The organism is Streptomyces sp. HD (assembly GCF_028369295.1).
Classification (GTDB): domain Bacteria; phylum Actinomycetota; class Actinomycetes; order Streptomycetales; family Streptomycetaceae; genus Streptomyces.
In genome coordinates, this window is record NZ_JAQMYP010000010.1 from 69,448 (window position 1) to 91,748 (window position 22,301).

The window sequence follows — 22,301 nt, forward strand, 5'->3', positions numbered from 1 at the left end:
TCATTCCCAGGTTCATCCGTCCCCGTTGGCCTCGTCCAGGATGCCGGGAAGGGCCTGAAGAAGCGCTTCCACTTCGTCGTCACCGAGGTTCAGCGGCGGCATGAGCCGTACGACATCAGGGGCGGGCGCGTTCACCAGGAATCCGGCGTCCTGAGCCGCCTGCTGCACCTTGGCGGCGAGTGGCTCGGTGAGCACGATACCCAGGAGGAGGCCGCCACCCCGGACATGGCCGATCAACGGATGACCGAGAGCCTCCACACCGTCGCGCAACTTCTCGCTCTGCCGCTTGACGTTCTCCAGCAACCCCTCGTTCGCGATGGTGTCCAGCACGGCCAGCCCCGCGGCGCACGCGACCGGGTTTCCGCCGAAGGTCGTCCCGTGGTGACCGGGCTGCAGCAGCTCCGCCGCCCGCCCGAACGCGACCGTCGCGCCCAGCGGCAGCCCGCCGCCGAGCTGCTTGGCGAGGGTGACGACGTCCGGCAGGACGCCCTCGTGGGCCTGGTACTCGAACCAGTGCCCGGTGCGGCCGATGCCGGTCTGCACCTCGTCGAGGACGAGCAGCGCTCCCGTCGCGGCCGTGATGGCCCGCGCCGCCTTCAGATATCCGGCGGGCGGCACCACGACGCCCAGCTCTCCCTGGATCGGCTCGATGATCACCAGAGCCGTCTCCTCCGTCACCGCGGCGGCCAGCGCCTGCGCGTCGCCGAACGGCACGTGCGTGACCTCACCGGGCAGCGGCAGGAACGGCTCCCGCTTACCGGGCTGGCCGGTCATCGCGAGGGCGCCCATGGTGCGGCCGTGGAAGCCGCCGTCGGTGGCGACGACGTGGGTCCGCCCGGTCAGCCGGCCGATCTTGAACGCGGCCTCGTTGGCCTCGGCCCCGGAGTTGCAGAAGAAGACCTTGCCGTCCCGGCCGAAGAGCTGGAGCAGCCGTTCGGCGAGGGCGAGGGTCGGCTCGGCCATGAAGAAGTTGGAGATGTGGCCGAGGGACGCGATCTGCTTGCCGACCGCCTCGACGATCGCGGGGTGGGCGTGGCCCAGCGCGTTGGTCGCGATGCCGCCGACCCAGTCGAAGTACTGCTTGCCGTCGGCGTCCCAGACCTTCAGCCCCTCACCGCGCACGAGAGGGAGCCGCGGGGTGCCGTAGTTGTTCATGAGCGAGCCCTGCCACCGCTCGGTGTACTCCTGGTTGCCGGTCATTCGGCGTCCCCCTCTGGCGCGTCCGGCACGACCATCGTGCCGATTCCTTCGTCGGTGAAGATCTCCAGCAGGATCGAGTGCTGGACTCGGCCGTCGATGACCCGGGCGGTGGTCACGCCGCCCCGCACGGCGTGCAGGCAGCCCTCCATCTTCGGCACCATGCCGGAGCTCAACTCCGGCAGCAGCTTCTCCAGTTGGGAAGCGGTGAGGCGGCTGATCACCTCGTCGCTGTGGGGCCAGTCCTCGTAAAGGCCCTCGACGTCCGTGAGGACCATGAGGGTTTCGGCGCCCAGCGCAGCAGCGAGTGCCGCAGCCGCCGTATCAGCATTGACGTTGTAGACATGGTGGTCGTCCTGGCTACGGGCGATCGACGAGACGACCGGGATCCGGCCGTCGGCCAGCAGCGCCTCGATCGCGCCCGTGTCGATGTCGGTGATCTCGCCGACCCGGCCGATGTCGACGAGTTCGCCGTCGATCTCGGGCTGGTGCCGGGTGGCGGTGATGGTGTGCGCGTCCTCGCCGGTGATGCCGACTGCGAGCGGCCCGTGCTGGTTGAGCAGACCGACCAGCTCGCGCTGGACCTGCCCGGCCAGCACCATCCGTACGACGTCCATGGCGTCCTCGGTGGTGACCCGCAGGCCGGCCTTGAACTCGCTGACGATGCCGTGCTTGTCGAGGGCGGCGCTGATCTGCGGGCCGCCGCCGTGCACGACGACCGGCTTGAGGCCGGCGTGGTGCAGGAAGACGACGTCCTGGGCGAAGGCGGCCTTCAGGTCCTCGTCGATCATGGCGTTGCCGCCGAACTTGATGACGACGGTCTTGCCGTTGTGCCGGACCAGCCAGGGCAGCGCCTCGATGAGGATCTGGGCCTTGGGGAGCGCGGTGTGCTTGCGCGTCTGATTGCTCATGAGGAGTAGGCGCTGTTCTCGTGGACGTAGTCGGCGGTCAGGTCGTTGGTCCAGATGGTGGCGGTCTCGGCGCCGGCGGCGAGGTCGGCGACGATGTGCACCTCGCGGTAGCGCATGTCGACCTGCTCGCGGTCCTCGCCCACGCCGCCGTTCTTGCAGACCCAGACGCCGTTGATGGCGACGTTGAGCTGGTCCGGCTCGAAGGCGGCCTTCGTCGTGCCGATCGCGGAGAGCACCCGGCCCCAGTTGGGGTCCTCGCCGTGGATGGCGCACTTGAGGAGGTTGTTGCGGGCGATGGAGCGGCCCACCTCGACGGCGTCGTCCTCGGTCGCGGCGTTGATCACCTCGACCTTGATGTCCTTGCTGGCGCCCTCGGCGTCCCGGATCAGCTGCTGGCCGAGGTCGTCGCAGACCTGCCGTACGGCCTCGGCGAACTCCGCGTACTCCGGGGTGACTTCGGCACTGCCCGAGGCGAGCAGCAACACGGTGTCGTTGGTGGACATGCAGCCGTCGGAGTCGACGCGGTCGAAGGTGACCTTGGTGGCGGCGCGCAGGGCCCGGTCGAGTACGTCGTCGTCGAGGGCGGCGTCGGTGGTGATCACGACGAGCATGGTCGCGAGGCCGGGCGCGAGCATGCCGGCGCCCTTCGCCATCCCGCCGACGGTCCAGCCGTCCTTCGTCACGACGGACGTCTTGTGGACGGTGTCGGTGGTCTTGATGGCGATGGCGGCCTTCTCGCCGCCGTGCTCGGAGAGCTGGGCCGCGGCGGTCTCGACGCCCGGGAGCAGCTTGTCCATGGGCAGCAGCACGCCGATCAGGCCGGTGGAGCAGACGGCGACCTCGATGGCGCCCCGGCCGAGCACCTCGGCGGCCTTCTCGGCGGTGGCGTGTGTGTCCTGGAAGCCCTTCGGCCCCGTACAGGCGTTGGCGCCACCGGAGTTGAGGACGACGGCGGAGACCTCACCGCTCTTCAGGACCTGCTCGGACCACAGGACCGGGGCGGCCTTGACGCGGTTGGAGGTGAAGACGCCCGCGGCGGCACGGCGCGGACCGTCGTTGACCACGAGGGCCAGATCCGGATTGCCGTTCTCCTTGATCCCGGCGGCGACCCCCGCCGCCCGGAACCCTCTTGCTGCCGTGACACTCACTGCGTCTCCTTGTTCGCTTCTCCGCCCGTGCAGCGCGGAGGTGCGGCCTTCGTCGTTGTCTGCGGCCCGATGGCTGCACGTGCGTCGCTCACGGTGCGACTCCGATCGTGGAAAGCCCCGCGTTCTCGTGAAACCCGAGGGCAATGTTCATGCTCTGGACGGCGCCGCCGGCCGTGCCCTTGGTGAGGTTGTCGATGGCGCTGATCGCGATGATGCGGTGCGCGGCGGCGTCGAACGCGACCTGCACCTGAACGGCGTTCGAACCGTAGACGGACGCCGTGGCGGGCCACTGCCCCTCGGGGAGGAGATGGACGAAGGGTTCGTCGGCGAAGGCCTTCTCGTAGGCGGCGCGGACGGACTCGCCGGTGACGCCGTCCTTCGCCGAGGCGCTGCACGTCGCGAGGATGCCGCGGGGCATCGGGGCGAGGGTCGGGGTGAAGGAGACGCTCACGGTCTCCCCCGCGGCCGCGCTGAGGTTCTGGATCATCTCGGGGGTGTGCCGGTGGCCGCCGCCGACGCCGTACGGCGTCATGGAGCCCATGACCTCGCTGCCCAGCAGATGGGGCTTGGGCGCCTTGCCCGCGCCGGACGTGCCGGAGGCGGCGACGATCACGGCCTCGGGCTCGGCGAGGCCGGCGGCGTAGGCCGGGAACACGGCGAGGGAGACGGCGGTCGGGTAGCAACCGGGCACCGCGATGCGCTTGGACCCCTCCAGCGCAGCGCGGCCACCCGGCAGTTCGGGAAGGCCGTACGGCCAGGTGCCGGCGTGCGGGGAGCCGTAGAACTTCTCCCAGTCGCCCGCGTCCTTCAGCCGGAAGTCGGCGCCCATGTCGACGACCAGCACATCCGGGCCGAGCTGCTCGGCGACGGCGGCGGACTGGCCGTGCGGCAGGGCGAGGAAGACCACATCGTGCCGCCGGCCTTGGCCGGCCAGCACCTCGGCCGTGGTCTCCTGGAGCACGCGGTCGGCGAGGGGCAGCAGATGCGGCTGCAGCGCTCCGAGCCTCTGTCCCGCGTTCGAGTTACCGGTCAGGGCTCCGATCTCGACCTCGGGGTGCGCCAGGAGCAGACGCAGCAGTTCCCCGCCCGCATATCCGCTCGCTCCGGCCACTGCCGCACGTACCGCCATGGAATCCTCCTCCTAGACGGCATGACTATACGTTTCGATGCACGTTTATGCAATCTCGATGGGTGGGTATGCACGCGGACTGCCGATCATGACGGTAGTAGGGTCCGGCGCATGTGGGAGGGACTCGACGCGGTCGACTGGGCAGGGCTGGAGCACAACTACGGGCCGGCGCAGGACGTACCCGGTCTGCTGGGTCGCTGCGCCGGACCCGATCGGCGGGACGCGGAGGAGGCGGCGGACGACCTGCGCAACCTGCTCTTCCACCAGGGCGGCTGGATCTGCCCCGCCGCCCCGGCCGCACTGCCCTTCCTGCTGCGCCTGGGCGCACGGGCGGACGTGCTGTGCCGGCGTTCGGTATTGGACCTCGTCGCCGTGCTGGCGGCGGAGGCCGGGCGGGTCGCCGAGAAGTACCTGGCTCCGGGCTGGGCGGCGGCCTGGGAGCGGGCCCTGCCCGAGGTGCTCGCGCTGCTCGCCGCCCCCGAGGCGGAGGTCCGGCGGGCGGCAGCCGACACCCTCGCCGACTGCACGAGCCCCGGCGAGCTGATCCTGCCCGCGCTGCTGGACCACTGGCGGACGGAGAGCGACCTCGCCACCCGCCTCGACCTGGTCGTCGCGCTCGGCGCGGCGAGCCGGCGGGAGCCTGCCGGGCCGCGGACCGCCGAGGCCGTCGAGCTGCTGCGTGCGCTGCTGGACGACCCGGAGCCGCAGCTGTGCCTGGCGGCGGTGCGCTCGACGGCGTCTCGCGACCCCGGTCTCGCCGAGCGCCGCGTGGACCTCCTGCTGGCGGCCGTCCGGGACCCCGGCGTGGACGTGTGGCGGCACACCAGTGTCCTGGGAGGCGGGGTGCGAGCCGTCCAGAACTGGGCCGGTGCCCTGCTCGCCGACTCCCCCGCCACGCACACCTCATACGTTCTCCGCCTGCTCGCCGATCCTCCCCAGTCGCGAACGGACCGGACCGGCGGGGCTCCCCTTGCGGACGAGCGGCGGATCGGCGCCCTGGCCCAGGCCGGCGAACTGCTCCACAGGTGGCGCTCACCGGTCGACGCGCTGCTGCCTGCCGTCGCCGCGCGTCTGGACGACCCGAACATCGAGGTCCGCTTCCGGGCAACCGAGCTGCTGGCCTGCGTGGGCCCCGCGGCAGCAGTCCATGCCGACGCGGTCGCCGGCCTTGTGGACGACACCGGCCGACGCGGCACCCGCGCAGGCGAGACCGTGGCCGACGCCTCCCTGTGGGCGCTGGCCAGGATGAACGACGAGCGGTGTGTGCCGGGCCTGGTAGAGCGGTTGGCCGGAGCGCCGTCGACCTTCTCGAAGTACGGCATCCACGCCGGCGGCAAGCACCACTTTCCCTCCCTGCCCGCCCTCCACGAGGTCCTCGCCCTGCTTCCGGACCATGCAGGCGCCCTGCTCCCGGCCGTCCGCGACCGGCTCGGCGCCACCCGGGATGAGCACGAGGCGGCGCGGCTGTGCGAGGTGCTCGCCGCCTGGGGGCACAGGGCGCGGACAGCCGTACCCGCGCTCGTCACGCTGCTGGAGCGCGACGCCGACTGGGTCGCGGCGGCGACGGCCCTGGGCGGGATCGGTGTCGAGCACGCCGGGGCGCGAGACGTCCTGCTCGCGCGGTCCACGGCCGACGACGCGAACGCCCCCCTCGCCGCCTGGGCGTACTGGCGGACGGGAGGCGAGCCGGAACGCGCCCTGGAGGTCCTGGGCCCCGCCGCCACCCAGGATGGCCATCGCCACCCCCATCTGCGCAAACTGGCCGACTTCGGCCCGCACGCCACCGGCCTCGCCGACGGTCTCCGTGCCCTGGCCCGGAGCAAGAACGAGTGGACGAGCGTCGAGGCGGCGCACGCCCTCTGGGCCGCGACCGGCGAGACCGAGATCCCCGTCCGTGCCCTGCTGAGGGCGGTCCGGAGTCTGGCGGACGGCCACTATGTGCCGGTCATGCTCACGGCGGTGCGCCACCTGACCCGGATCGGCCCGGCGGCCCGGCCCGCCGGACGTCTCCTGCGTGGGGTCCCGGATCTCGACCGGCGTCTGTACTACTTCTCCGGCTGGCGCGGCTTCGAGACGGACGAGTCGATCCGGACGGCGGTCGACGATCTGCTCGTGGTCGCCGACTGAGCGGTCCCCGCCTGCGCGCGGTGATCATCGACACGGGACACTTCCGCCATGAACGACACGGAACACGCCGTACGGGACTCCTGGGGCCGTATCGCGGCATGGCTGCGGGGGCACGGGCAGCCGGGGCCGCACCGCGCGGCGGCGGACACGGAACGGCTCGCCGCGGCGGAGGCCGAGCTCGGGCTGCCGATGCCGGAGGACCTGCGGGCGTGGTGGCGGCTCGACGACGTGGCCGCCACCTTCTGGATCCCCCTGGAGTTCGTTCCGGTCGACCTCGGCGAAGCACTTTCGGCGCGGGACATCCTCGTCCAGGTCGCCGGGGACGAGGCCGAGGACACCGGCGGGCTCGCCAACGCGGCGCAGTACTTGCCGGCGCTCCTGCCGATCGCCGACTCACCGGGCGGCGACCACCTGCTCGTCGACCTGCGGCCCGGTCCGACGCACGGTGCCGTCTTCCTGTGGAACCACGAGGAGTGGGGACTGGGCGTGCCCCTGTGGGACTCGGTGACGGAGATGCTCGCGGACACGGCCCGGGCCCTCACCACCGGTGCCCCCGCCCTGACGCGGCACGCCGCACGCGGTGGCACGGAGCGCCCCTGCGTCGCGACGGTCACCGGCGGCCTGGACTGGGACGACGCGGACCTGGACATCGCGGGGTTCACCAGCCCTTGCGCCGATCGCCCGCCGACACCGGTCCCCGTCGACTGGGAAACCGTGGAGGAGTGGCTCGGGGTCAGGCTGCCGGGCGACTACCGACAACTGGCCGACCGGCACGGGCCGTTGGACTTCGGCGAGTACCTCTGGATCCATGTGCCGTGCGCCGACGGGCGGTTCGACTACGGCGACTGGCTGCGCGAGACGCACCGGCAGGCCCGCAGTCAACTCCGGGCGCTGCCGGAGGACGAGCGGCCCCGTGTGCACCCGGAGCCGGGCGGCCTGCTGGCCTGGGGCAGCACCCGCGGCGGCGACATGCTGTTCTGGGACACCTCGGCGTCCGACGACCCCGACGCCTGGCCGGTGGTCCAGCGACACGCCGGCGCGATTCCCGGCAGCGGCCTGCGGGACTGGCACCGGTACGACCTCACCCTCACCGCCTATCTGCGCCACGCCGTCCGCGAGAGCTGGGAGTCACCGACCCCGCCCGGCCCACTGCTGCAACTGCCCGGCACCGTCGCCCGCACCGCCTTCCTGGACGCCGCCCAGCCGTGGACCCCGCCCGCCCCTGTCGATCCCCGCCTCGGCGAGACCGAGCGTCGTGTCGCGCTGGAGACGGGCACCGGCCTGGACGCCCTGCGCCTGCTGACACCGCCGCCGGAGCGGGCGTATCTCGGGGACGGCACCTGGGAGCAGCTGTTCGACACGCTGGGCTCGCGGCTGCCGCGGGAGTACGTGCGGCTGATGGAGGTGTACGGATCCGGCTGCTGGAGTGGGTGGCTGCGCTTCCCCGCGCCGCTGCGGACGGCGGCGCCGCGATTCATGGCGTACGTCGAGGAGACCCTGGAGGCGTACGGGGACCTGAAGGACGGGTCACCGGACTGGTACCCGCTGAACACGTGGCCCGAGCCCGACGGGTTCCTGCCGTTCGCGGACTCCATCGACGGCGATCACCTGGGCTGGCTCACCCGGGGCGAGGATCCCGACGCCTGGCCGCTGATCTTCTGGCCCCGGCACGCGGACCAGGGCCCGGCGCTGCGGAGCGGTCTGGTCGACGTGCTCCTCGCCTGGCAGCGGGGCAGGCTCGTCACACCCGGCCTGTGCACGCAGGACGAGGACGACGACCCCGTGGAGTTCGCCGCCTTCGAGCCCTGGGCCCACCGCGACGAGGGCTGAGCCTACGGATGGCGGGCGCGGGCCGCTGCCACTGGGACAGCGGCCCGCGCCGTGCGGCTACCTCTGCTTGATCCGCAGGAAGGTGACCGAGTTCGCCGGGAAGGTGTACGTGAACTTCGCGGCGACCCCCGAGAAGGTCGACGTGGCCGGGGCGACCGGCGCGTCCGTCTCGGTGTTCACCGCTTCCTGGCCGGCGGCGAGCGTGGTCACCCGGGCCGTGGAGGCGACCTTGGCGCTGCCGAGGTCGATCGCCGTACGGGCCCGGGCGGACTGGGCGTTGACGACCTTGACGATCAGGTCACCGGTCCGGGCGTCCTTGGTGACAACCTGGCGGAACGGCTCGGCCGGCTTGTCGTCGGTGAAGCTGCCCCACTCCTGGCCGTCCAGGTACAGGGTGACCTGACGGCCGCGCACCTTGATGTCGAGGTCGTAGGCACGGCCCGTCTCGATGGACCCGGCCTTGGTCATCAGCGTGCCCTTGCCGCCGTCCACGGCCTGCTCGATCGCGGACTGGGTGTTGTTCCAGCCGCCCAGGTTCCACCAGTAGTAGTTGCCGGTGTCCTTGACGCCGAAGGCGACGAGGAAGCCTTCCTTGCCGGACTTCTTGGTGGCCTTCACATGCAGGTCGTAGTCGTGCCAGGACGGGTCGCCGGCCTGGACCATGGTGTTCTCGGCGGCGTCGTCCGTCTGGACGTACTGGCCGTCCTGGACGCTCCAGCTGCCGCCGCCCGTGTGCTTCCACTTCGAGGCGTCACCGGAGAAGTCGTCGCTCAGCAGCGTCGAGCCGTCGGCCGCGGTGACCTTCACGTCGTCGTACGCGGCGCTGGTCGCCCAGGTCGACAGGCCGACGGCACCGGCGATCGGGCCGCTGACGTTCGGGGTCGTGGTCGCCTTCGAGGGGACCACCCGGTCGCCGACGTTGTTCATGAAGAGCTTCTGGACCTCGTAGTTCGTCGAGTTCCAGGAGGCACGGTTGTTGAACCAGACCAGGTCGGGCCGCCACTGGACGTAGTCCTCGTTGGCGAGCAGCGGGGCGTACGAGGCCAGCTTGACGACGTCCGCGTTGCGCTCCAGGCCGGTCATGAACGCGGCTTCGGCGAGGCCGTTCTTCCAGGCGTTGCCCTGGGAGGCGTACTCGCCGAGGAAGACCTTGGGGCCGCCTCGGTCGTAGGAGTCGTAGCGGTCGTTGTTCTGCAGGAACCAGTTCGGGGTGTTGTAGTAGTGCTCGTCGACCATGCCGACCTTCGCCTCGCGGTTGAGCTTCCAGGCGGTGTCGAAGGTCGTGCCGGAGTCGTCCGGGCCGGAGTTGGAGATGACCGTGATGCCGGGGTACTTCGCCTCGATGGCGGCGCGGAACTGCTTGAAACGGTCGAAGAACTCGTTGGGCAGGTTCTCCTCGTTGCCGACTTCCAGGTGCGTGAGGCGGAAGGGCTTCGGGTGGCCCATCTCGGCGCGCACCTTGCCCCACTTGGAGGTCGCCGGGCCGCGTGCGAACTCGATGAGGTCGAGGGTGTCCTGGATGTGCCGCTTGAGCAGCGCCTCGTCGGTCACGGCCTTGTTCTGGCCGCAGCCGGTCACCAGGGCCGGGACGACGGGCAGCGGCATGGCGCCGATGTCCTCGGAGAAGCGGAAGTACTCGTAGTAGCCGAGGCCGTAACTCTGGTTGTATCCCCAGAAGTTGGCGTTGGTGGCGCGCTGCTCGACCGGGCCTACGGTGTCCTTCCACTGGTAGGAGCGCTTGCGCTGCCAGCCGGAGGCCTCGCTGTAGTCGTCCATGGAGCCGGTGTTGACCAGGCAGCCGCCGGGGAAGCGGACGAAGCCCGGGTGCAGGGCGGCGATCTTCTCGGCGAGGTCCTTGCGCAGGCCGTTCGGCTGGTTCTTGTAGGTGTCGCGGGGGAACAGCGACACCATGTCGAGGGCCGCCGCGTCGGTGGCGGCGACGGCGAGCCGGCCGCGGTTGCTGGTGCGGGTCGCGGTGAAGGTGGCCTTGTACTTGGCCCAGCCGCCCTTGACCGCCACCTGGCGGGCGGGCGCCAGCGTGCCGGCCACGTCCTTGAGGGTGACGGAGAGAGTGCTGCCGCTCTCGGCCCGGGCCCACACCGAGAAGTCGTACCGCTTGCCCTGCTCGATGCGGATCCCGGTGTTGTAACCGGCGTTCGTGACGGCCGAACCGGCGCCCAGGGAGAGGTAGTTGCGGTTGCGCTCGCCCAGCCGGCCGGCGTCGTTCACGACCTGTGCGGTGCCGTCGACCCCCCAGGAGGTGAGGGGTGTGTACGACCGGTTGTCGTCGGTCGAGTACTCGAAGGACCGATTCTGCACGAGCTCGGCGTACAGACCGCCGTCCGCGGCCCGGTTGATGTCCTCGAAGAACACGCCGTACATCGTGTCGTCGATCTTCGCGCCTTGGGTCGCGGGATCGACGGTGATCGCGTAGTCGGTGACGTCCTCGGCGTGCGCGGGCGCCGGGAAGAGGGCCGTCGCCGTCAGGAGGGCGGTGGTCGTCAGGCCTAGTCTCCAGCGGGTGCGGCTGGTGCGTGACATGGATACTCCGCGGCTCGATGTTCGAAATATCAGACAATGATCAGCACTTCGAACGGCAAGATAGGGAGGGCGGTTCGGGAGCGTCAACGGGTCGCGCAGTATCGAAAGTGTCGGAAGCGGCGGGAGGCGAGGGACGGATGGGCGGGTTCTGGCCGGTTCCGGATGCACTGACGTATCTGGCCGGGAGCTGGCGGGTCGAGCGGACCGTGCGCGATCTCGCGAGCGGCGCGGAGGGGGCGTTCTCCGGTACGACGGTTTTCGGCCGACTCGACGACGGAGGCCTCCTGCACCACGAGTCCGGCACCTTCGTCTGGCAGGGCGTCCCGCGGCCCGCCGAACGGACACTGCGCTTCCTGCCGGGCGGGGCGCGCGGCACGGCTGACGTACGGTTCGCGGACGGGCGACCCTTCCACGACCTGGACCTGACCTCCGGGCGGTACATGGCCGACCATCCGTGCTCGGCGGACCTCTACCGGGGCGAGTTCACCGTCCTCGGCGAGGACCGCTGGCGGACGGTGTGGCGGGTGCGCGGTCCGGCCAAGGACCTCGTCCTCACCACCGACTACGCGCGCGAGGGCTGAGCCTGCGCTCCGTCGAAACGGAGGTTCCAGCGACCGGCGCGGCCGGTGACGGTGGTCGTCGACAGGGGGCGTACGTCGATGTTCCAGTAGGTGGCGGGCGGCGCCTTCAACGCGTAGACCAGGGCGGCCCGGATCACGGACGGTTCGGCCACGGCGACGATACGGCCACCGTCCTCCACGGGCCGGGTGTCCAGCCAACCGCCGACCCGGGCGATGAAGGCCAGCAGCGACTCGCCGCCGTGCGGCGTGCCCCGCGGGTTCGCCAGCCAGGCGTCCACCGCCTCCGGCTCGCGGGCCATCGCCTCACCGAGGGTCAGCCCGCGCCAGCGCCCCATGTCGCAGTCACGCAGGGCCAGTTGCACCAGCGGGGCATAGCCGAGGGCATCACCGGTGGCGCGGCTGCGCGGGGTCGGCGAGCAGTAGCGCAGCTCGGCCGCCGCCAGCGGCAGCAGGTCTCCCGCGACGCGCTGTACTTCTTCCCAGCCGGCCTGGTCCAGCGGCCGGGCGTCCTCGAAGCGTTCCGCGAGCAGCGGAGAGCTGCGCGCGGCGGCGACGAACGTGACCCGAAGTGGCATGCGGCGATGGTGTGTCGCCGAAGTGCGCAGGTCAAGAGGCATTGTGGAGGGGTCACCGAGGGTGGACGAAGCCTCACTGCGGGGTCAGGATCAGGCGGACATGTCACTGGAAACGGACCTGTTGGAAGTTCAAGCAGTGCCCACCGGAGGTCAGTCGGGGCCCGCCACGAGTCAGTCGCCGCCCACTAGAAGTAGAGCGCCATCCATTGGTCCGGCTTCTCCAGCGGCGCGAACCCGACCTTCTCGTAGACCGTGTGCGCGTCGTGCGTGGCCAGAAGCATGCGCTTGATCCCGTACGACCGCAGGTGCTCGCGTACGTCCGCGACGAGCGCCGTACCGATCCCCTTGCCGCGCACCGACGGGTGGACGTAAACGTCGCACAGCCACGCGAAGGTCGCCCGGTCGGTGACGACCCGGGCATATGCCACCTGCTGCCCCGAAACCGTCTCGTACACCCCGAAGTTCAGCGACCCCTCGATCGCCCGGTCCTGCTTCTCCCGAGCCCGCCCGATCGCCCAGTACGCGTCGGTGGACAGCCACCGGTGCACCCGTTCGGCGTCGATGCGGTCCGGATCGGCGGAGATCTGGTAGCCCTCGGCGAGGGACGGCGTGTCGGTCATGCGGCGAGATTCGCAGGGCGGCGGGGTGGGCGTCGAGCGGTTTTCGCCGGTGGGCGGGCGTTGTCAGTGGCGGATGCGATGCTGCGGGCATGACTGGGACGACGACTGGGACGACGACTGCGGCGGACTACGGATGGCTCGACGAGAGGTACGAGCACCTGCTGGAGGCTTACTGCGTCACGCTGGTGCGCGGCCTGACTCCGGAGGCACTCCTCACAGAGCTCAAGGCCGAGCCGGAGCCCGGCCTCACCGGCGTGGACGCCTTGAACGAGCCGTGCTTCGACGCGTGGGAGCACTTCGAGGGCGACAGCATGTTCGTCGGTGTCACGACCGTCGGTGACTGGTCGCTGATGGTCGAGTTCAACGGCTACCTCGGGATCACTCCTGAGGCCATGCTCCCGGTCTCGCGTGAACGAAGGGTGGTCTCCCACTACCGCAACATCAACGCGGTGGACCACTTCTACTGGTTCGAGGACGGCGACACACGCCTGCACTTCGAGCCCCTGTTCCCCTACGCGCGCAACGGCAGCCACTGCGACGAACTCCTCACCGAGATGCGGGAGTCGGGCTTCGACCTCCGGGACAGCCAGGACCGTGACTACACCCTGCACACAGAGGCCGCGTTCGCCCTGGCCCACCGCCTCACGGGCATACGTCTGACGCCGGAGCTCTTCGCGTCCGCCGAGTTCACCTGTGGCACAGCCCCGGTGCCCCGCGGCTAGAGCACCTCTTCACAGGCGGTCCGCAACCGCCGTACCCCCTCTCCGATCTCCCTCACCCCCGCCACCGCCGCGAAGCTCAGCCGCACATGCCCGGCCGGCGGCTCCGCGCTGAAGTACGGGCGGCCGGGGGCGATCGCGACGCCTGCGCGCAGGGCGGCGGAGGCCAGGGCGGACTCGTCGGTGCCGTCGGGGAGGCGGAGCCACAGGTGGTAACCGCCGGACGGGATGTGCGGCAGGGCGAGTTCGGGCAGGTCGAGGCGCAGGGCGGCCGTCATCGTGTCACGGCGGGTCTTCAGCTCCGCCGAGATCGACCGCAGATGGCGCGGCCAGGCGGGCGAGCCGACCAGCTCCAGCGCCGCCTCCTGCAACGGTCGCGGCACGAAGAAGGTGTCGACGACCTGGATGGCGCGCAGCCGTTCGAGCACCGGGCCACGGGCGGCGAGCGCGCTCAGCCGGAAGCTCGGTGAGGTCGCCTTGGTGAGTGAGGAGACGTGGACGACGACACCGTCGGGATCGTCGGCGGCCAGCGGACGCGGCAGGGGCCCGGCGTCCTCGTGCACCAGCCGTCGTACGAAGTCGTCCTCCACGACGAAGGCACCGGCCTCGCGCGCGATGCGCAGCACCTCGGCGCGCCGGTCGGGGGCGAGCACCGCGCCGGTCGGGTTCTGGAACAGCGGCTGGCAGACGAACACACGGGCGCCGGTCGCCCGGAAGGCGTCGGCGAGCAGGGAGGGCCGTACGCCGTCCGCATCGACCGGGACCGGGACCGGGCGCAGGCCGGCGGCGCGGGCGATCGCCAGCATGCCCGGATACGTGGGCGACTCGACCAGTACCGGCGCGCCCGGCGGTGCGAGCGCCCGCAGCGCGGTCGTCAGCGCCGACTGGCCGCCCGCGGTGATCAGCACCTCGGCGGCCGTGACGGCACCGCCCGGCCCGCCGATGCCGCGCGCGAACCACTCCCGCAGCTCGGGCAGCCCCTCCATCGGAGGCCTCTCCCACGCCCCGGGCCGGCGGCCGGCCCGCGACAGCGCAGCGGACATCGCCCGCTCCGGCTGCAACGACTGGTGCAGATAACCGCCGTTGAACTCGATGACGCCGGGCGGCGGGGCGGCGAGCGAGACCAGTACCCCGGAGGCGTCCACCGAGCGCGGCACCAGCTCCGTCGCGGCGTCCGCGCTGAGCGTCACCTCCTGCCAGGAGGTGTCCCCGACGGACGCGGCCGGCGTGCGGGGTTCGGCGCGGAACGCTCCGGCGCCGGGCCGGGTGACCACCAGCCCCTCTGCGGCCAGCTGAGCGAGGGCGCGGGAGACGGTCACCGGGCTCACCCGGAACCGCTCGACGAGGACCCGGCTCGACGGCAGCTTTCCACCTGGAGAGTAGCGGTCCAGCTCACGCCGCAGCTGATTCGCCAGTTCACCGACACTGCTACGCTCGTGCATGAGAGCAGAGAATAGCGCTATCGACGGAACACCGATAGCAGTCACCACCCCGGAAGCCACGCCCCCGGGCACCACTCCCCCGGAAACCGCTCCCCGAGCCACCTCGACCGCCGCCCCGGCCGGTTCGGCCAAGGCACCCCTGCGCGGCACCCTCCAAGCCGCCCTCGGTGTCGCGGCCTTCTCCCTCACCTTCCCCGCCACCGCGTGGGGGCTGGAGGGGTTCGGCGCCTGGTCCCTGGTGGCCGTGCGCAGCGTGCTGGCCGCGCTGTTCGCGGGCGGCTGTCTGCTCGCCCTGCGCGTGCCGCTTCCCGACCGCCGGCACTGGGCGGGTCTCGCGGTGGTCGCCGCCGGAGTGGTCCTCGGCTTCCCCCTCTTCAGCACCCTCGCGCTCCAGACGTCCACCACCGCGCACGCCGCCGTCGTGGTCGGCCTGCTCCCGCTGACCACCGCCCTGTTCTCCGCCCTGCGCGTCGGCACCCGCCCCTCGCGCACCTTCTGGACGGCGGCGCTCGTGGGAGCGGCCGCGGTGGCCGCCTTCACCGTGCAGCAGAGCGGCGGTGCCCTGACCACGGCCGACCTGTACCTGTTCGCGGCGCTGCTGGTGTGCGCGGCCGGCTACACCGAGGGCGGCCGGCTGGCCAGGGTGATGCCGGGCTGGCAGGTGATCGGCTGGGCGCTGGTGCTGTGTCTGCCGCTCACCCTTCCGGCCGCCGCGGTGGCGCTGTCGTACGAACCCGTCCGGCTGACCCTGCACGGTGTGGCCGGACTGCTGTGGGTCGCGGCGGGCTCGCAGTTCCTCGGCCTGGTCGTCTGGTACCGGGGCATGGCCGCCATCGGTATCCCGAAGGCCAGCCAGTTGCAGTTGGCCCAGCCCCTGCTCACACTGGTGTGGTCGGTGCTGCTGCTGGGCGAGCACCTGACAGTGGCCGCCCCGCTCACGGCCGCGGCGGTGCTCGTATGCATCGCCGTGACCCAGCGGGCGCGTGGCTGAGCGGGCCCGAACGACCCACTTCCAACCACCGCTCCACGCCGTAGACTCAAGGCCACGGACCGCTGCTCCCGCACCTGGTGAGGAGGCCCAAGAGATGCGTGCAACCGTGGGCGACCAGCTTGTTCAGCACGGCAGGGTGGTCGGACAACACGACAAGGTCGGCGAGATCGTCGAAATCCTGGGCCAGGAGGGCAACCCCCCGTACCGCGTCCGCTTCGAGGACGGGCACGAGGGCCTGTGCTCCCCCGGCCCCGACACCGAGATCCGTCACAGTCACAAGGACAGGGCCAAGTAGCCCGACCGGGCCAAGCAGCCCGACGGGCGGATCAGCGCGGGGTCATGGCCGGCTGCCCGTAGTGGTCGGCCACCACCTGCGCCATGGCGCCGATCCGGTCCGCCGCCAGGTCCTTCGCGGCGAAGTGGACGTGTCCGTACACCTCCGGGTGCTGTTTGGCCAGGGTGAGATGCCGCGACAGCTCGGCCGGGTCCTGCCAGGCCTCGGGCTGCGCCGGGTCACCGGCCTTGTAGAGCGCCTCGCCGACGTACAGCCGCGTCCTGCTGCCCCGCACCGTCTCCGCCCACCAGGGCAGGAGCTTGCCGTAGTCCGCGGCGGCGAAGCCGACGTTCCAGTACAACTGCGGGCAGATGTAGTCGATCCAGCCCTCGCGCACCCACCTGCGGGTGTCCGCGTAGAGATCGTCGTACGTCTGCACGCCCGCCCGTGAGTCGGAGCCGAGCGGGTCGGTGGCGGCGTTGCGCCACACGCCGAACGGGCTGATGCCGAACTGCGTGGTGGGCCGGATCCGCCGGATGCCGGCCGCCGTCTCCAGGATCAGCCGGTCGATGTTGTCCCGCCGCCAGTCGGCCAGGCTCGCGAAGCCGCCGCCGTAACGGTCGTAGGCGGCGTTGTCGTCGAAGGCCTGGCCGGCCACCGGGTACGGATAGAAGTAGTCGTCGAAGTGGACCGCGTCGACCGGGTACTTGTGCACCGCGTCCAGCATCGCCCGCTGCACGAAGGCCCGGACCTCGGGCAGCCCCGGGTTGTAGTAGAGCTTGCCGCCGTAGGTCACCACCCACTCCGGGTGCTTACGGGCCGGGTGGGACTCGGCGAGCCGGGTGGGGTCCGTGTGGTTGGCGATGCGGTACGGGTTGAACCAGGCGTGCAGTTGCAGACCGCGGGCGTGGGCCTCCTCGACGGCCGTGCCGAGCGGGTCCCAGCCCGGGTCCTTGCCCTGGGTGCCGGTGAGGATCTGCGACCACGGCTCGCACGGCGAGGGCCACAGGGCATCGGCGGTGGGCCGCACCTGGAGGATCACCGTGTTCAGGCCGCACTTCGCCGCCCGGTCCAGGTGGGCGATCAGTTCCGCGCGCTGCTCGTCCGCGGTCAGCCCCGGCTTGCTGGGCCAGTCCCGGTTCGCCACGGTCGCCACCCATACACCGCGCATCTCCCGGGTCATCCGGCGCCTGCCCGGATTGCTTCCGTCCGCCATGGCGGCGCCGGCCGCCATCGCGCCGCCTCCCGCCACGAGTGCCGAAAGCGCGGTCGCCGTGAACGCCCGCCGTGACAGCCGTAGCTTTCGGTGGAGCATCTTGTTCGTACCTCCGTGTGCCGTGGTCAGGGGCCCACCCCAGGACAGATCCATGCGTTCCGGACCGGCCCGGCGTCAGCTTTTCATGCGGTACCCGAACGATCGATCAAACTTCGCCGAAGGTAACGTGCAGGTTTGGAGCAGGCGTCGAACCAACGGCGGACTGCCGCAGTCGTGGATCAGCGAAGGGGACGATGTGACCGGCATCTCCGGAGATATTGCACGCGTCGGTGTGGTGGGCTGCGGCCAGATGGGAGCGGGCATCGCCGAGGTGTGCGCCCGCGCCGGCCTGGACGTGAAGGTCGCCGAGACCACCGGCGAGGCCCTGGAGATCGGCCGCACCCGGCTGTTCAGCTCCCTGGCCAAGGCCGCCGAGCGCGGCAAGATCAGCGACGAGGAGCTGGACACCACGCAGGCCCGGCTGTCCTTCACCACGGACCTCGGCGAGTTCGCCGACCGTGACCTGGTGATCGAGGCCGTCGTCGAGAACGAGCAGGTGAAGACCGAGATCTTCCAGGTGCTCGACCAGGTGGTGACCCGCCCGGACGCGATCCTGGCCTCCAACACCTCCTCCATCCCGCTGGTGAAGCTGGCGGTCGCCACCTCGCGCCCCGACCAGGTCATCGGCATCCACTTCTTCAACCCGGCTCCGGTGCAGAAACTCGTCGAGCTGATCCCGGCCCTCACCACCTCCGAGGGCACGATCGCCCGCGCCCAGTCGTTCGCCGAGAAGCTGCTGGGCAAGCACGCCATCCGCGCCCAGGACCGGTCCGGCTTCGTGGTCAACGCGCTGCTGATCCCCTACCTCCTCTCCGCGATCCGGATGTTCGAGTCGGGCATCGCCAGCCGCGAGGACATCGACAACGGCATGGAGCTGGGCTGCGCCCACCCGATGGGCCCGCTGAAGCTGTCGGATCTGATCGGCCTCGACACCGTCGCCTCCGTGGCGCAGAGCATGTACGACGAGTTCAAGGAGCCGCTGTACGCCGCTCCCCCGCTCCTGCAGCGCATGGTGGACGCGGGCCGGCTGGGCCGCAAGACCGGTTCCGGCTTCTACACCTACGGCTGATTACGCGCTGTGGCTGAAATGGGCCCGTCACCCTATGGGTGCCGGGCCCATCGCATTCACACACCGTGTGCGCGCCGGGCTCGCATATGCCCGTCGCACACTCTCCCCACGCGTCCACCAGGCGAGTTGACTCCTCATGCGCATGCAAGAGATGTGACGACTACGGAAAGGAGCGGACTCGTGACCGCCGACCCCGAGCATCCTGTGGTCAATGGAGAACTCGCAGAGTTACGTCGCCGCCTCGATGTCGCGTACGCGCGTGTCGAGGGAGGGCTGAATCTGCTGAGTCACCGAACCGAAGAGACCGACAAGGAACTCGATGATCTGGCCGCACGAATCGTCGCACTGGAACACGCCCGCTGGCCGCTGCCCGCAGTCGCGGCGGTGACCGCGGTAGGTGCGCTCGTCGTGGCGATCTGGCAGGCACTGGGCCATTGAGGCTCCGCAGGACACGGTGGTGGGGGGAATCAGGGCAAGGTGTCCTGACCGAGCCTGAGATGGTGCAGCAGCAGTAACGCGGCCGCCATGTTGGCGGCCGGGACCTCCCCACGGGCGATCATGTCGGGGACGAGCTTGAGGGGGACCCATTCCCGGCGGTCCGACTCGAAGTCGTCCACGGGGTGTCCTACGTACTCGCCCTCGTCGGCCCAGTAGATGTGGTGCCGGGCGTCGGTGAGCCCGTTGGAGGGCTCCACGCTCATGAGGTGGTGCAGGGTTCCCGGCCGCCAGCCGGTCTCCTCCTCCAGCTCCCTGGCGGCCGCATGGACGATATCCTCGCCGTCCTCGACGACGCCCGCCGCGAGTTCCCACCCCCAGCTGTCGGTGATGAAGCGGTGGCGCCACAGGAGGAGGACTTCATTGGCCTCGTTGACCACCGTGGCCACGGCGACCGGCCGCATCCGTATGAGGAAGTGGTCCAGGTGCCGACCGTCGGGCAGTTCCACATCTGCCAGGTTGACGGTGAACCAGCGGTTTTCATACACAGTTTGTTCGTTCTGTTTCGTCCACTGCACGGTTCTGCCACCTTCCGTCGAGTAAGTGGCAATATCGCAGCAGGGACTATGAGGTGTCGGTGTTCGAGAACGCGAGTGCGCCGGCCTACAGCGGTACGCGCAGTGCTCCGTCGATGAGTTCGGCGGCCTCGGCGGTGCCCGCGCTGCCGCTGCGCACCAGGTGTTCACGTACCGCCCGGAGTCTGTCGCGAAGGCGCTGGGACTCCATCCCCCGCGCCTGCTCGGCCATCTGCACCGCCGTGGCCACCGCCTTGTCGGCGTTGCCCTGGCGCAGCTCGATCGTGCTGAGCATGGCCAGCCGGTGCACCCGGCCCCGGTCGTGGGCCGGATTGTCGACGGCGGCCGCCGCATGCTCCCCCGCGGCCGTCAGCTCCCCGAGACTCAGCAGCGCCTCCGCCACCTGGACATTGACGAGGCCGGGCTGGACATAGCCCGTTTCGTCCGGTTCGTATCCGCGGTGGATGCGTTCGGCGGCCTGCTCGGCCCGCCGGATGCAGGACAGGGCGCTCGTGCCGTCGCCGAGGTGGGCGTACGCCTTCGCCTGCATCGCGTACAGGTCGGAGGCCAGGGCCGGGGTGATGTGCTTGCCGGCGGCCCGCAGCGCGGCCTCCGCGAAGGCGACGGACTGCCGGAACTCCCGCATGAACAGCGACTGGTTGACCAGCAGCGCGATCACATACGCGCCGAGCCCCCAGTCCCCGCTCGCCTTGGCCAGCCGCAGCGCCTGGTGGAAGTAGCGCTGCGCGAGCCCGTGCGCATCGGAGTCGTACGCGCAGATCCCGGCGACGGCGACCAACCCGCCGGTGGCACGGTGCAGTTGGCGACCGGTGGCGTCGGTGTAACTGCCCCTCAGCAGCGGGGCGGCCTCCGCGTTGAGGAAGCCGACGATCCGGGTGCGCGTGGCTATGCCGCCCGCCTTCCGGTACATCTGCTCGTAGTGGGTGCGGGCCGCCCGCAGCATCTCGATGTCGGCGAGGGTGACCCGATGCCGGCCCCCGCGCGAGACGTCGACGTCCTCCGGCGGGTTCTCCCACTCCCACACCGGCATGACGGCGGGCGTCCCCGTGACCGCGGGTGCGCCCAGGATGTGCGGCCGCTGCTGCTCGTCGGAGCGCCACAACGCGGTGGCCCGCTCCACGAAGCCGGACAGCGAGGTGGCGTGGGCGGGGGAGGGTTCGCCGGGTACGCCGAGCCCGATGTCGTCGAGCGTGACGGTACGTTGCAGCCGGGCGGCGAGCACCTCGCAGATCAGGTCGGGCACCTGACCACGTGGCCGCTGGCCCTTCAACCACCGTGCGACGGCGGTGTGTTCGTATCTGAGCGCGAGCCCGCGCACCCGGCCTGCCTGATTCACGTGCGCTGCCAGCCCCGCGTGCGAGATCCCGGCCTCGTCCAGGATCGCGTCGAGCAGAGTGTTGGGCTGCATGGGTGCCCCCCGGATCGCTCGGTGCCGTCAGAGTAGTGCGAACCACTTCACACGGGGTGTGAACGGAGTGCCCGAATCCGTAGGGTGCGCGCACTGTTGCGGAGAGTTTCGAACCGGTTGACTGAAATGCCTCGCAAGAGGCCGGCCGGGCCGCCGGCTCCCCCTCGTACAGTGCGGCGGCCCGCATCCGCGCCGTCCGCCCAGCTGCCTGCCCGACACTCCGTGGCGGGGCGGACGGCGTCGCCGCGCCGACGCTGCGCTTGCTACGCCGGGTGACTGGTCGCCGTTGCGCTAAAGGTGGTTGGTCGGCTGCGGGTTGTGTGTAGCTGGTCGCGCAGTTCCCCGCGCCCCTAGGGCAGCACAGTCGACCCTGGTTCGGTCGTTCCGTAGGACCAATAGAGCTATGTCGTCGGCCTGCCTTCCCCTGGTGTGACGGAGAAGGGCCTCGAAGAGTGTGCTCAGGATCGCCTCCGGGGCGATCGGCTCCTGTCGTACGGCGTCGATGAGCGCCCCCTGCAGGGAAAAGAACCGGCCTCTCGCGTCTCTCGCGTCCTCGACGCCGTCCGTGTACAGGACCAGGGAGTCGCCGAGGAGCAGGGAGCCGCACGGCAGCGGGGCCAGTTCGGTGGGGAGCGGGAACGGGCCCAGGGGCGGCAGGGGATCGGCTCGGGCAAGGGGCTCGACCTCTCTCCCGCTCAGCAGATAAGGCCAGGGGTGACCGCAGTTGAGGGCGGTGATCTCGCCGTCCCGGCCGATCTCCAGCAGCAGGACGGTGACGAACTCCTCGGCGACCGGGGTGTCGGGCTCCAGGCCTGAGGAGGGGTGCTCGTCACGGGCACGCTCGCGCAGATGGCGGGCCAGGGCCCGGTCCAGTCTGCGCAGCACCCTGCCCAGGTCGGGTTCGTCGTGGACCGCCTCACGGAAGCTGCCGAGGATCGCGGCGACGGTGCCCATGGCCGCGATGCCGTGGCCGCGTACGTCGCCCATCACCGCCCGTACGCCGTGCTCGGTGGCGATGACCTCGTACAGGTCGCCGCCGACACAGGCACTGCGATCCGCGGACAGCTGTGCCGCCGCGACGTTCAGCCCGTCGATGCGCCCGGGCAGCGGGCGCAGCAGCGCGCTCTGCGCGGCACCGGCGACCTTGCGGACCTGCCGCAGCTCCCGCACCAGGGCCTGCCGGACGTGCAGGACCAGACCGGTCCCCACGGCGAAGAAGACGGCACTGGTGACGATCCGAGCGCCGAGGCTCTCCTGCTGGGCGAGCGGGCAGGTCAGCTTGTACGTGACCGCCGCCGCACCCCAGGCGGTGGGCAACCCCAGCGCCAGCACCTTCCGGGGAAGCCGAGCCTTGATACGGAACATTCCGATGGCCCCCCAATAGGCCCTGACA

General features: G+C 70.9%; 20 protein-coding genes. 8 read left to right on the top strand and 12 right to left on the bottom strand.

The genetic code is table 11. From position 1 onward, the window contains the following. Nucleotides 1–12: 12 nt before the first annotated feature. The 4 genes from POF73_RS12445 to argC all read right to left on the bottom strand — a co-directional run bounded on the left by POF73_RS12445 (nt 13) and on the right by argC (nt 4,385). Entirely contained in the window at nt 13–1,200 is a 1,188-nt protein-coding gene (locus tag POF73_RS12445; protein ID WP_272114717.1) for an acetylornithine transaminase, read from the bottom strand. Beyond that, on the bottom strand, nt 1,197–2,108 hold the full coding sequence (gene argB / locus POF73_RS12450; RefSeq protein ID WP_272114718.1) for an acetylglutamate kinase: 912 nt from the start codon (nt 2,106–2,108) through the stop codon (nt 1,197–1,199). Before argB ends, POF73_RS12445 begins: the two co-directional genes overlap by 4 nt. Further along, nucleotides 2,105–3,256, bottom strand: a complete 1,152-nt coding sequence (gene argJ / locus POF73_RS12455) for a bifunctional glutamate N-acetyltransferase/amino-acid acetyltransferase ArgJ (RefSeq protein WP_272114719.1) — start codon at nt 3,254–3,256, stop codon at nt 2,105–2,107. The genes argB and argJ overlap by 4 nt, the downstream gene beginning before the upstream one ends. An 88-nt stretch (nt 3,257–3,344) precedes the next feature. Then, on the bottom strand, nt 3,345–4,385 hold the full coding sequence (argC, locus tag POF73_RS12460; protein ID WP_272114720.1) for an N-acetyl-gamma-glutamyl-phosphate reductase: 1,041 nt from the start codon (nt 4,383–4,385) through the stop codon (nt 3,345–3,347). Between the two features lie 111 nt (nt 4,386–4,496). Here argC and POF73_RS12465 point away from each other — a divergent pair, with 111 nt between their 5' ends. Both POF73_RS12465 and POF73_RS12470 read left to right on the top strand, forming a co-directional pair. Next, complete coding sequence (locus POF73_RS12465) at nt 4,497–6,512, top strand: hypothetical protein (protein ID WP_272114721.1); 2,016 nt, start codon at nt 4,497–4,499, stop codon at nt 6,510–6,512. 48 nt (nt 6,513–6,560) lie between these two features. After that, entirely contained in the window at nt 6,561–8,342 is a 1,782-nt protein-coding gene (locus POF73_RS12470; protein WP_272114722.1) for an SMI1/KNR4 family protein, read from the top strand. 57 nt (nt 8,343–8,399) lie between these two features. Here POF73_RS12470 and POF73_RS12475 read toward each other — a convergent pair whose 3' ends face one another. Continuing rightward, the gene (locus tag POF73_RS12475; protein WP_272114723.1) at nt 8,400–10,883 is read right to left on the bottom strand and encodes an alpha-L-arabinofuranosidase C-terminal domain-containing protein; all 2,484 of its coding nucleotides are present in this window, start codon (nt 10,881–10,883) and stop codon (nt 8,400–8,402) included. Between the two features lie 137 nt (nt 10,884–11,020). Between POF73_RS12475 and POF73_RS12480 the strand changes: the two genes are divergently transcribed. Further along, nucleotides 11,021–11,464 (top strand): DUF6314 family protein, encoded by a 444-nt coding sequence (locus tag POF73_RS12480; protein WP_272114724.1) that lies wholly within the window; start codon nt 11,021–11,023, stop codon nt 11,462–11,464. Here POF73_RS12480 and POF73_RS12485 read toward each other — a convergent pair. Continuing rightward, nucleotides 11,446–12,039 carry a histidine phosphatase family protein gene (locus tag POF73_RS12485; RefSeq protein ID WP_272114726.1) on the bottom strand — a complete coding sequence of 198 codons (594 nt, stop codon included), beginning with the start codon at nt 12,037–12,039 and terminating at the stop codon, nt 11,446–11,448. The two genes, POF73_RS12480 and POF73_RS12485, sit on opposite strands and share 19 nt — an antisense overlap. A gap of 185 nt (nt 12,040–12,224) precedes the next feature. Further along, nucleotides 12,225–12,659 (bottom strand): GNAT family N-acetyltransferase, encoded by a 435-nt coding sequence (locus POF73_RS12490; RefSeq protein ID WP_272114727.1) that lies wholly within the window; start codon nt 12,657–12,659, stop codon nt 12,225–12,227. An 89-nt stretch (nt 12,660–12,748) separates the two neighbouring features. Between POF73_RS12490 and POF73_RS12495 the strand changes: the two genes are divergently transcribed. Beyond that, entirely contained in the window at nt 12,749–13,381 is a 633-nt protein-coding gene (locus POF73_RS12495) for a DUF6461 domain-containing protein (protein ID WP_272114728.1), read from the top strand. On the opposite strand, the gene POF73_RS12500 is transcribed toward POF73_RS12495, so the two are convergent. Then, nucleotides 13,378–14,820, bottom strand: coding sequence for an aminotransferase-like domain-containing protein (locus POF73_RS12500; protein WP_272114729.1), 1,443 nt, complete (start codon nt 14,818–14,820; stop codon nt 13,378–13,380). The two genes, POF73_RS12495 and POF73_RS12500, sit on opposite strands and share 4 nt — an antisense overlap. Here POF73_RS12500 and POF73_RS12505 point away from each other — a divergent pair. Continuing rightward, a complete protein-coding gene (locus tag POF73_RS12505; RefSeq protein ID WP_272114730.1) occupies nt 14,819–15,811 on the top strand; it encodes a DMT family transporter in 993 nt (330 codons plus the stop codon). The genes POF73_RS12500 and POF73_RS12505 overlap by 2 nt on opposite strands. Nucleotides 15,812–15,905: 94 nt before the next feature. Then, complete coding sequence (locus POF73_RS12510) at nt 15,906–16,106, top strand: DUF1918 domain-containing protein (protein ID WP_272114731.1); 201 nt, start codon at nt 15,906–15,908, stop codon at nt 16,104–16,106. A gap of 31 nt (nt 16,107–16,137) precedes the next feature. Here the strand turns inward: POF73_RS12510 and POF73_RS12515 are convergent, their stop codons facing one another. Then, nucleotides 16,138–17,400: a glycoside hydrolase family 10 protein gene (locus POF73_RS12515; RefSeq protein ID WP_272114732.1), complete on the bottom strand. Its 1,263-nt coding sequence runs from the start codon at nt 17,398–17,400 to the stop codon at nt 16,138–16,140. 196 nt (nt 17,401–17,596) lie between these two features. On the opposite strand from POF73_RS12515, the gene POF73_RS12520 reads away from it, so the two are divergent. Together POF73_RS12520 and POF73_RS12525 are read left to right on the top strand one after the other, a co-directional pair. Next, nucleotides 17,597–18,469 (top strand): 3-hydroxybutyryl-CoA dehydrogenase, encoded by an 873-nt coding sequence (locus tag POF73_RS12520; RefSeq protein WP_272114734.1) that lies wholly within the window; start codon nt 17,597–17,599, stop codon nt 18,467–18,469. A 180-nt stretch (nt 18,470–18,649) separates the two neighbouring features. Then, nucleotides 18,650–18,907, top strand: a complete 258-nt coding sequence (locus POF73_RS12525; RefSeq protein ID WP_272114735.1) for a hypothetical protein — start codon at nt 18,650–18,652, stop codon at nt 18,905–18,907. A 29-nt stretch (nt 18,908–18,936) separates the two neighbouring features. Here the strand turns inward: POF73_RS12525 and POF73_RS12530 are convergent, their stop codons facing one another. The 3 genes from POF73_RS12530 to POF73_RS12540 form a co-directional block, all read right to left on the bottom strand. Then, nucleotides 18,937–19,482 carry an NUDIX hydrolase gene (locus POF73_RS12530; protein ID WP_272114736.1) on the bottom strand — a complete coding sequence of 182 codons (546 nt, stop codon included), beginning with the start codon at nt 19,480–19,482 and terminating at the stop codon, nt 18,937–18,939. An 85-nt stretch (nt 19,483–19,567) separates the two neighbouring features. Next, nucleotides 19,568–20,908 (bottom strand): transcriptional regulator, encoded by a 1,341-nt coding sequence (locus tag POF73_RS12535; RefSeq protein ID WP_272114737.1) that lies wholly within the window; start codon nt 20,906–20,908, stop codon nt 19,568–19,570. 291 nt (nt 20,909–21,199) lie between these two features. Then, nucleotides 21,200–22,273, bottom strand: a complete 1,074-nt coding sequence (locus tag POF73_RS12540) for a PP2C family protein-serine/threonine phosphatase (RefSeq protein WP_272114738.1) — start codon at nt 22,271–22,273, stop codon at nt 21,200–21,202. Nucleotides 22,274–22,301: the final 28 nt, after the last annotated feature.

Excerpts from the sequence above, each read along its gene's own strand:
- POF73_RS12510 (WP_272114731.1), top strand. The coding sequence starts at position 15,906 with ATGCGTGCAACCGTGGGCGACCAGCTTGTTCAGCACGGCAGGGTGGTC.
- POF73_RS12515 (WP_272114732.1), bottom strand. The coding sequence starts at position 17,400 with ATGCTCCACCGAAAGCTACGGCTGTCACGGCGGGCGTTCACGGCGACC.
- POF73_RS12485 (WP_272114726.1), bottom strand. The coding sequence starts at position 12,039 with ATGCCACTTCGGGTCACGTTCGTCGCCGCCGCGCGCAGCTCTCCGCTG.
- POF73_RS12445 (WP_272114717.1), bottom strand. The coding sequence starts at position 1,200 with ATGACCGGCAACCAGGAGTACACCGAGCGGTGGCAGGGCTCGCTCATG.
- POF73_RS12540 (WP_272114738.1), bottom strand. The coding sequence starts at position 22,273 with ATGTTCCGTATCAAGGCTCGGCTTCCCCGGAAGGTGCTGGCGCTGGGG.
- POF73_RS12470 (WP_272114722.1), top strand. The coding sequence starts at position 6,561 with ATGAACGACACGGAACACGCCGTACGGGACTCCTGGGGCCGTATCGCG.
- POF73_RS12495 (WP_272114728.1), top strand. The coding sequence starts at position 12,749 with ATGACTGGGACGACGACTGGGACGACGACTGCGGCGGACTACGGATGG.
- argB (WP_272114718.1), bottom strand. The coding sequence starts at position 2,108 with ATGAGCAATCAGACGCGCAAGCACACCGCGCTCCCCAAGGCCCAGATC.
- POF73_RS12475 (WP_272114723.1), bottom strand. The coding sequence starts at position 10,883 with ATGTCACGCACCAGCCGCACCCGCTGGAGACTAGGCCTGACGACCACC.
- POF73_RS12505 (WP_272114730.1), top strand. The coding sequence starts at position 14,819 with ATGAGAGCAGAGAATAGCGCTATCGACGGAACACCGATAGCAGTCACC.
- POF73_RS12490 (WP_272114727.1), bottom strand. The coding sequence starts at position 12,659 with ATGACCGACACGCCGTCCCTCGCCGAGGGCTACCAGATCTCCGCCGAT.
- POF73_RS12465 (WP_272114721.1), top strand. The coding sequence starts at position 4,497 with ATGTGGGAGGGACTCGACGCGGTCGACTGGGCAGGGCTGGAGCACAAC.
- POF73_RS12500 (WP_272114729.1), bottom strand. The coding sequence starts at position 14,820 with ATGCACGAGCGTAGCAGTGTCGGTGAACTGGCGAATCAGCTGCGGCGT.
- argC (WP_272114720.1), bottom strand. The coding sequence starts at position 4,385 with ATGGCGGTACGTGCGGCAGTGGCCGGAGCGAGCGGATATGCGGGCGGG.
- POF73_RS12535 (WP_272114737.1), bottom strand. The coding sequence starts at position 20,908 with ATGCAGCCCAACACTCTGCTCGACGCGATCCTGGACGAGGCCGGGATC.
- POF73_RS12480 (WP_272114724.1), top strand. The coding sequence starts at position 11,021 with ATGGGCGGGTTCTGGCCGGTTCCGGATGCACTGACGTATCTGGCCGGG.